Source organism: uncultured Campylobacter sp. (assembly GCF_938030785.1).
Classification (GTDB): Bacteria; Campylobacterota; Campylobacteria; order Campylobacterales; family Campylobacteraceae; genus Campylobacter_B.
Genome location: NZ_CALHIK010000047.1, coordinates 1 through 8,101 on the forward strand (window position 1 = coordinate 1; position 8,101 = coordinate 8,101).

Genomic DNA, 8,101 nt, shown 5'->3' on the forward strand with positions numbered 1-8,101 from the left:
GAAAATGGGAAAATCCGCCTTGGTGCTGGGCGCTACGGGCGTCGTGGGCAGGGAGCTGGCACGCGAGCTTTGCGAGAGTCCGGATTACGATGAGGTAGAGGCGTGGGTGCGCCGCGAGATAGGCTTTTGCCACCCTAAGCTTCGCGCGCGGATCATTGATTTTGAGGGTATCTCGGATATCGCGCCGCATAAATTTGACGAAATTTTTTGCGCGCTTGGCACGACGATGAAGCAGGCGGGCTCGCGCGAGGCGTTTTTGCGCGTGGATGTGGACTACGTCTATGCGGCGGCGAAGTGGGGCAAAGCGGCGGACGCGCGGCGTTTCGTGCTCGTATCATCTCCGGGTGCGAGCGAAGGTTCGCCAAGCTTTTATCTGCGCGCCAAAGGACGTATTGAGCGGCGCGTGAGCGAGCTTGGCTTTGACAGCCTTCAGATCGTCCGCCCGCCGATAATCTTGGGCGAGAGATTGGATGCTCGCCCGCTAGAACGGCTCGCGGCGGCGGTTTTTAAACTGCTGCCCGCCTGCGTGCTCGGTAAATTTAGACCGCTTAGCGGCGCAAGTATCGCCCGCGCGATGATAAATGCGGCTAGCAGCGACGCGTGCGGCGTGCAAATCTATGAGCAGCGGGAATTTCTATAAATCGCGGATAAAATTTTAAAATTTTATCCGCAGCCCAGCATTAAATTTAGCCGAGATGGAGCGGCTGCATTTCGGCAGGCTAAAACAGCTCACGCTTCAGCCTAAAGATGCGCCTATAAATCGCGCTGTCTAGCTCGCCGCCGCTAAGAAAATCCAAATGATCCTGCCGCATCGCTTCATCCATAGCATAAAATGGCGAGACGCTTAGCACGCTTTCAAACAGCGACGCGCCGCCGCAAAATGCGCATCCGCCGTCTCCTCCTTTAAAATACGCAGGCGCGCTTACGATCTCCACGGCGTAGGGATCGTAAGCGATAAACAGCCCGAATGAATTTGGCTCAAATAGCGAAAATTTAGGGTTCTTGGGCTGTTTCTCGTGCGGCAGAGCCACCTCGCTTGGATCGGGTTCGTCGCCGAAACGCCAAAGCGTGCGCGCCCCGCATCCCGCCAGATACTCCCACTCATCCTCGCTAGGCAGGCTAAATCCGTCCTTTTGCAGGCTCGCCTCAAGCTCTTCGTGCGTCACGTCTCTAAACAAAAATGCTCGAATTTTGTCCTCTTTGCGGACCAGCTTTAGCGCGCCGCTAAGGGTTAGCACCGAGGAGTTTTTGTATTCGCCGCGCAAAAACTGCTCTATATCGCGCTCGTAAGCTTTAAGTCTCGCATCGTCCGCGCCGGCCTCGAACCAGCTAAGCTCGCTCGCCCTGCGTTCGACCAGCATCGCGGAAATTTTAGCGCGGCGAAGCAGCGAGGTCTGCTGCGCGACGTATTCGCGCAGACTTTGCTCGCTGCCGCAAAACTCGCACTGCTCTTTGATTTTAGCCGCCGAAATTTCATCCAAAACGGCGAAACCATCCCATCCAAGCACCGGCTCGCCGCTTGGAATAAAAACAAATTCGCTCCCTTTAAAATCGAAAACGCCCGTCTCGAAGCTGTCGCCGCCGCACCTAAACGTAGTCAAATTTAAAAATTTAAACTGCGGATGCGCGGCTGAAATTTTAAGCATCAAATTTTGCTTTTCGCTAGGATTTAGCTTTTCAAATTCCTCTTTGTCCATCTGCCGCCCCTTGGTTAAATTTGACGAATTTTAGCAGACGCGCGAGTAAAAACGGATTAAGCGGTGAAATTTGAAGCTGATCTTTGCGCCTTGTCCGCGCCGCTTGCGAAATTTCGCTCTGCCGCGAAATTGCGATATAATGGCTAAAGAAATTTAAAGCGCCAGGGTTGGCTGTTTAAGCAAGCCTTTATGCGGGCGCGATTTTGAAGCGATTTTTGCGTAGTAAAATTTGATAAATTTACCCAAAAGGAGCGAATATGCGTAAGAATTTTTTCGGTTCTATCGTTTTGGCTGCGGCCTTGGCAGGCGGCGCGTTTATAGCGGTGCCGCAGACTGCGAGTGCGGGCGTTTTGGCGCATCAGGTAAAAACCCAGGGCGAGCTTGGCTCGGTATTTATCAACCCATACGACGTGGCGCCTCTGACCGCTATCATCGATCGCGCGGGCAAGGATATCAAGGATATCCACGTGCGGGTGCTGGGTAAACCTAGCGGCGGCATCGACATCGCCTATAACGTCTCCGAGCATGCGCTGCTGACGCATGACGGCGTGCCGATCTGGGGGCTGTATCCGGACTATCTAAACGAGGTCGAAGTAAGCTACGTTTTTAACGGCGAAAAGAAGGTTGAGAAGTATAAAATTTACGCTCAGCCGATCGTGACGTATAGCCGCGATTATAGATTTAGCCACATGCAAAAGATGAAGGTTAAAAAGGTCGATCCTGCCTTTAAAAACAGGCTCTATCTCATCAACAACACCATCACGAGCGTTTATAAGCCGCTTGATTGGAAAAACGGCGGTGCTGCTAGCTGGAACGACTTCACCGAAAATTTCGTCGTCGATACGCAGGGCGAGGTCAGATGGTATCTGGACTATCAGAAATTTTACGACCGCAGCGAGCGCAGAGTGATGGACGGCGGCATGATGATGGGCTTTCATCAGCTGCCAAACGGCGATCTGAGCTGGGGCATGGCGCAGCGATATATGCGCTACGATATGATGGGCAAAGAGGTGTATAATCGCGAGCTGCCGCGCGGCTACATCGACCTTAGCCACGAGGTGATGCCGCTTAAGGGCGATCACTTGCTGCTTCGCGTCGGTAAATACAACTACCACCACGCAGACGGCAGGATCTCGCACACGATCAGAGATCACATCATCGAAGTGGACGGCAGCGGCAAGGTCGTGGACGAGTGGGATCTGAATGAAATTTTCGGCAAAAACGTCTACCGCAGCAACCTCATCAAGGCTCTTGACGCTCGCGCCGTGTGCCTAAATATCGACATGGACGCCAAAGAGATCAAAATCAGCGACGATCTGCCTTTCGGCGACGTGACCTCGACCGGCACTGGACGCAACTGGGCGCACGTAAACTCGATCTCATACGATCCTAGCGACGACGGCATCATCCTCTCGCTTCGCCACCAAGGCATCGTTAAGATCGGTCGCGACAAAAAGGTAAAATGGATCCTGGCATCGCCTGAGGGCTGGAGCGCGGACTTTAAAGAAAAAGTGCTTACCCCTGTGGATAAAAACGGCAACAAAATCAAATGTGAAAACTCAAAATGCGAGGGCGACTTCGACTGGTCGTGGACGCAGCACACCGCGTGGCTCACTCCGCGCTACGATAACAAGGGCTCCGTCAAGCACATCAGCGTATTTGACAACGGCGACGGCCGTGGCATGGAGCAGCCTGCGCTAAAAGAGCAAAAATACTCCCGCGCGGTCGAGTACAAGATCGACGAGAAAAAGGGCACGGTCGAGCAGACGTGGGAGTTTGGCAAGGAGCGCGGATTTGACTTTTACAGCGCAGTCACCAGCAATGTCGAGTGGCAAAAAGATAAAAGCACCTACTTTATCTCAAGCTCAAACGTCTATCTGCTAAAGCCCGATAAGACGATAAAAATGGTGCTCGTGGAGATCGATCCAAAGACAAACGACGTCAAATTTGAAATGGACGTGGAGTCCGCGTCTAGAGACGACGTCGCATACCGCGCGATGGTGATCGATCCGAATATCTTTGAGTATTAAATTTAGCTAAATTTAGCCTTTGCTCGCCGTTTGGCGCTAGTTGCCGCAGCGAGCGGGGCTAGATTTTGTGCTGCCGGCAGCCGTAGGTCGGAATTTTGCCCGCTACATTTTACTTGCCGCCGCCAAAATCCGGCACTTGGCTAGATTGCGTTTTGCCGCTTCGCGCTTTTGGCGCCTGCGATGCGGCGAGCGGGGATTTACGGTGCGGCGGGATTAAATTTGAAAGAGGAATTTAGCCCGCCGTCTAGCTAAAAGAGAGGAGCTCCAAAACTGTATTGGATACCTCATAGCGGAACGACTTACCACTTTGCAGGATAAAAAATGACAAAGAATATTACCGTTTGGATTTTTAGCGTACTGTTTTTGCTGATTACTTGTGTAGGGATCAAAGATTTTTATCAAACGATGACCTATGATGAAGTTTATATCGGCAGCCATTTTGGGGCAGGAGGTCTGATTTATTTCAAAGATTATCCTTTATTATTGGCTATTTTATTCGGTATTACGGTATTCTTACCTCCTATAAGCGTTGTTATGGTGCTGCTATTTCGCAAGAAAGTAGCTGCTTCTATTATGATGTATGCTCTTGCGGCAATGGTGTTTTTAGATATCTATACCTTTTGCTTTCGTAATCGCTGGCAATTATTAGGGGAACAAACCTCTATATTTGATATAGCGATCTTAGGGATATATCTTTTATACTACTTATACCTTTTGTTGCTAAAGAAGCACATAATTAAGTAGAGGGGAAGTCGCTACCGACGAGCGGGGATATTGCGATGCGCGAAAACGCCTAAACGCGGTATAAGGTACTGAGAATAGAGCCCAAGGAGCTAGGCTCTTAAAATAGCGGCGCTACGCTTGGTTAAATTTAGAATTTACGCGGCGGGTTGGATTTGAAATTTAACCCGCTTGCTTAAATTTTACCCACCGCGTCGTTGAAATTCGGCTTATCAAAATTTGCCGAGTCTTATCTTTTAAGACTTAAATTCTACTCGCTTATAAAATATTTTTGAGCGTAAGCGGCGTCGTTGTAAAGTCCTTCTCCGTATTTATCTTTGCCGTAATTTTTAATGATCTCCTGCCCCGCGCTAGAAGCTACGAAATCTATAAAATCTTTCGATTTCTTGCTTTTGGTAGTATCGCTATCGTTTTGTCTTAGGGCGCAATACGTATTTATTAGATATTTATCGCCGCGAAATAGAATTTCGCTGGATTTTATATCTTTTTTTGCCACGACCCAAGTACTGCTATCGCTCATAAAATATGCTCCATTTTTATCGGCTTTTAAAAGAGTTGCTAACATAAAATCTTTATTTGCCTCGTACCACTGGCCTTGCGGAGTGATATTTGCCATTTTCCAGATACTAAGCTCTTTTTTATGGGTTCCGGAGTTGTCCGCTCTGGTGTAAAAAAGGCTTTGGGATTTGGCTATGTCGGTATAGGCTTCTGTTGCGCTTTGGGCGGTTTTTATCTTTGCGGGATCGCTTTTAGGCCCTATGATAAAAAACTCGTTTGATCCGATCAATGTCCTTTGCGTAGCCCAGCCCTCTTTTACGGCGCTTATTTCCGCCTTTGGAGCGTGGACCATAGCGATATCTATCTTTTTATTTTTCAAAAGTTCGAGAGTCTGACCGCTTCCTGCTTTTATCCAGCAAATTTTGGTATCATTCGCCTTGCTAAATTCATTAGATAGAACTTCGAGTAGCCCAAGTTCTCCCGGACTTCCCGTAGCAAGCTTTAGCTCCGTTTTTCCGTCTCCATACACTGCGGTGCACTCACTCGCCATCAAGCCGACGCATAGCAAAATTGCGATACAAATAGACTTTTTCATATCTGCTCCTTGTTTTGAAATGTAAAATTTCGGGCATTATACAACTAAAGAATCAATGCTTTTGCTAATGGTTGAAGAAGCAAAAAAGCGTTCATTGCCTAGATTTTATTTCAAATTTACCCTTTCTTTTATACAATCTTTAAAATTTACCGCAAAGGAATTCGATGGAAATACTTTCTAAATTTATACGAATTTTAGCCGCTGTTTGTCTGCTTGGCATCGGTGCAAACGCGCTAGAGGAGGGCGTTAATTATCAAGTGCTGCAAAAGCCGCTAAACGTGCCGAAAAACAGCGTCGTTAAAATTTTTAACTACGATTGCCCGCACTGCTATACGTTCGACAGGACGGTCACGCCGCAGCTGATGAAAAAGCTTGAGGGGACGGAGTTTTTGCCGTGGCATCTAAAGACCAAAGGCGTGTTTGGACAGACCGCTAGCGGCGTATTCGCAGCCCTCATCGTGCTTGATGAAAAGGATGACGTCGGCCCGCTAAGCGACGAATCGAAATTTAAAAAGGCAAAATTTGCGATTTACAAAGCGGTCCATGACAAAAAGGACGATTTCGGCGAGGGAAGTGATAAGCAAAGGTTCATCAAAACCGCGCTGGATGCAGCGGGCGTGAGCGTGAGCGAATATGAAGCGGCGCTTGCCAGCAAAAAGGCGCAGGCTCTGCTTGCGCAGTGGGACGCGGGCTACGAGGTCGCAGTGATTTCAGGCGTGCCGGCATTTGTCGTGAGCGGCAAGTATCTCTTAAACACCTCCTCGTTCGGTTCGCTAGATGAAATGGTCGCCGCGGTAAAGGAGCTGCTGGCGAAATAGGTCTTGTCGCATTAAATTTAGCCGCGCCAAAGCAAGCTTTGCTTATCGCGCTGCATTAAATTTGGCCGCAGTGGCAGGCTTCTAGCAAATTTTATCGCTAAGCCCTGCGGCGCGGTAGCGACTAAATTTTACGTTTTCAAAGCGCGGGTTTCGGCAGGTAAAATTTGAGCCGAAATTTACAAATTTGACTTTAAATTTAAATGTAAAATTTCAAGGCGAAGTATCGTGAGATGGATTTAAGGGTTGCGACGTAAAAATTTAGCGTGGGCTGGACAAGGTAGTCCGCCGAGCTAAATTTTTACTAGCTCCGTTAAAGACGCTCGCGAGCCAAGCCGCAAATTTCAAAATTTACCCTACTCGCCGCTTAGCAGTATATATCCACTTTCACTGATGTTTTTAAATTTAACCCCCAGCTCCCGCTTTAGCCTCAGCACGACGTTTTGTATCGCGCCTTTGCTCGTTTGCTCGCCCTCATAGACGAACTCCTCGATCATCTCGTAGCTCACGAGCTTGTTTAGATTATACGCGAAGAGCCAGAAGAGCTTGTTTTGCAAAAACGAAAGATAAATTTCCTCGCCGTTTTTGTAGATCTTTTCTTTGGCGAGATTTATGCTGGTTTGCGGGCCTAGGCGCACGAGCTTTTCGTCTTTTTCGTAGGCCAGAGCCACTAGCAGGCGGCAAAGCGCGGCGATATCGACGGGCTTTTTTAGAAACGACGCCGCGCCGTGCTCGATGCTTTTGATGAGGTTGTCGTCGGTGTCGTAGGAGGTAAAGACGATAAATTTTTGCGCGGGCTTTATGCGCATCATCTCCTTCATCATCTCAAAGCCGTTCATCGCGGGCATGTGGATATCGGTGATGACGACGGCGGGGGCTAGCTTTTTAAAGCGCTCCAGCCCCTCCAGCCCGTCGCCTGCGCCCCAGACGCTAAGGCAGTAGGGCTTTAGCCCGCCTATTAGCAGCTCCCTTGCGATCTCGTCGTCCTCGACGATGAGGACGCTCAGGTCTTTAAGTAGCTTCAAATGCTCTTGCATCTCACTCCTTTAAATTTATCTCAAAGCCGAGCTCAAACGTCGTCGGATCGCCCGCGCTTAGCAGCCTGATGTCGCCTGCGAGCTTTTCGTTTGCTAGCTTTTTGCCAAAATACAGCCCGATACCGCTTCCTTGCTTTTTGGTGGTTTTTGGCTGGGTTAAAATTTTATCCCGAAGCTCCTTGCTCACACCGCTGCCGTAGTCCGTGACGGATATTTTGCACATGCCGTTTTCAAATTTGACTTCGATAAAAATTTGCCGCTTGGCGATCTCTTCTTTGTAGCGCTCCACGACCGCGTCCTTGGCGTTGTGTATGAGGATGAGTAAAATTTGCTGTACGATGCCCATTCGCTGCGTGGCCTCTTCGTCTTTAAACTCGCGCAAGCTTACCGTGACGTTTGCCTTGCTAAGCTCGGTGTGCATGAGCTTTAGCAGGTCTTTTATGCAGCGCTGCACGCTAAATTTTTGCGGGCTGTCGCTAGTTTTATAGAAATTTCTAAAAATCTCGATCGTATCGCTTAAAAGCACGGTCGCAGCCCGTCCTTTTTGCAGCATACTCTCTAGCGTCGCGGCGTCTAGCTTGCCGTCTTTTTGCAGCATGAGTAGGCTTGAGATCATCAAATTTAGCGAATTAACCGGCTGAATAAACTGATGATTTATGCCGCTGATTAGCTCGCCCGCCTCGCTCAT

The 8,101-nt window shown here is 49.1% G+C and carries 8 protein-coding genes; 4 read left to right on the forward strand and 4 right to left on the reverse strand.

Annotated elements, in window-relative coordinates; all coding sequences use genetic code 11:
• Positions 1 to 640: NAD(P)H-binding protein (locus tag Q0438_RS02460; RefSeq protein WP_299186975.1), on the forward strand; the 640-nt coding region annotated here is incomplete at its 5' end.
• Between the two features lie 79 nt (positions 641 to 719).
• Here the strand turns inward: Q0438_RS02460 and Q0438_RS02465 are convergent.
• Complete coding sequence (locus Q0438_RS02465; RefSeq protein ID WP_299186978.1) at positions 720 to 1,697, reverse strand: hypothetical protein; 978 nt, start codon at positions 1,695 to 1,697, stop codon at positions 720 to 722.
• 257 nt (positions 1,698 to 1,954) lie between these two features.
• Between Q0438_RS02465 and Q0438_RS02470 the strand changes: the two genes are divergently transcribed.
• Both Q0438_RS02470 and Q0438_RS02475 read left to right on the forward strand, forming a co-directional pair.
• Positions 1,955 to 3,727 carry an aryl-sulfate sulfotransferase gene (locus tag Q0438_RS02470; RefSeq protein WP_299186981.1) on the forward strand — a complete coding sequence of 591 codons (1,773 nt, stop codon included), beginning with the start codon at positions 1,955 to 1,957 and terminating at the stop codon, positions 3,725 to 3,727.
• Between the two features lie 321 nt (positions 3,728 to 4,048).
• Positions 4,049 to 4,471 carry a hypothetical protein gene (locus tag Q0438_RS02475; protein WP_299186983.1) on the forward strand — a complete coding sequence of 141 codons (423 nt, stop codon included), beginning with the start codon at positions 4,049 to 4,051 and terminating at the stop codon, positions 4,469 to 4,471.
• A 247-nt stretch (positions 4,472 to 4,718) separates the two neighbouring features.
• On the opposite strand, the gene Q0438_RS02480 is transcribed toward Q0438_RS02475, so the two are convergent.
• Positions 4,719 to 5,561 carry a substrate-binding domain-containing protein gene (locus Q0438_RS02480; protein WP_299186986.1) on the reverse strand — a complete coding sequence of 281 codons (843 nt, stop codon included), beginning with the start codon at positions 5,559 to 5,561 and terminating at the stop codon, positions 4,719 to 4,721.
• Positions 5,562 to 5,725: 164 nt separating this feature from the next.
• Between Q0438_RS02480 and Q0438_RS02485 the strand changes: the two genes are divergently transcribed.
• Complete coding sequence (locus Q0438_RS02485; protein WP_299186989.1) at positions 5,726 to 6,379, forward strand: thiol:disulfide interchange protein DsbA/DsbL; 654 nt, start codon at positions 5,726 to 5,728, stop codon at positions 6,377 to 6,379.
• Between the two features lie 353 nt (positions 6,380 to 6,732).
• Here Q0438_RS02485 and Q0438_RS02490 read toward each other — a convergent pair whose 3' ends face one another.
• On the reverse strand, positions 6,733 to 7,413 hold the full coding sequence (locus Q0438_RS02490; RefSeq protein WP_299186992.1) for a response regulator: 681 nt from the start codon (positions 7,411 to 7,413) through the stop codon (positions 6,733 to 6,735).
• A gap of 1 nt (position 7,414) precedes the next feature.
• Positions 7,415 to 8,101, reverse strand: a 687-nt coding sequence (locus tag Q0438_RS02495) for a HAMP domain-containing sensor histidine kinase (protein WP_299186995.1), incomplete at its 5' end; no start/stop codon positions are given.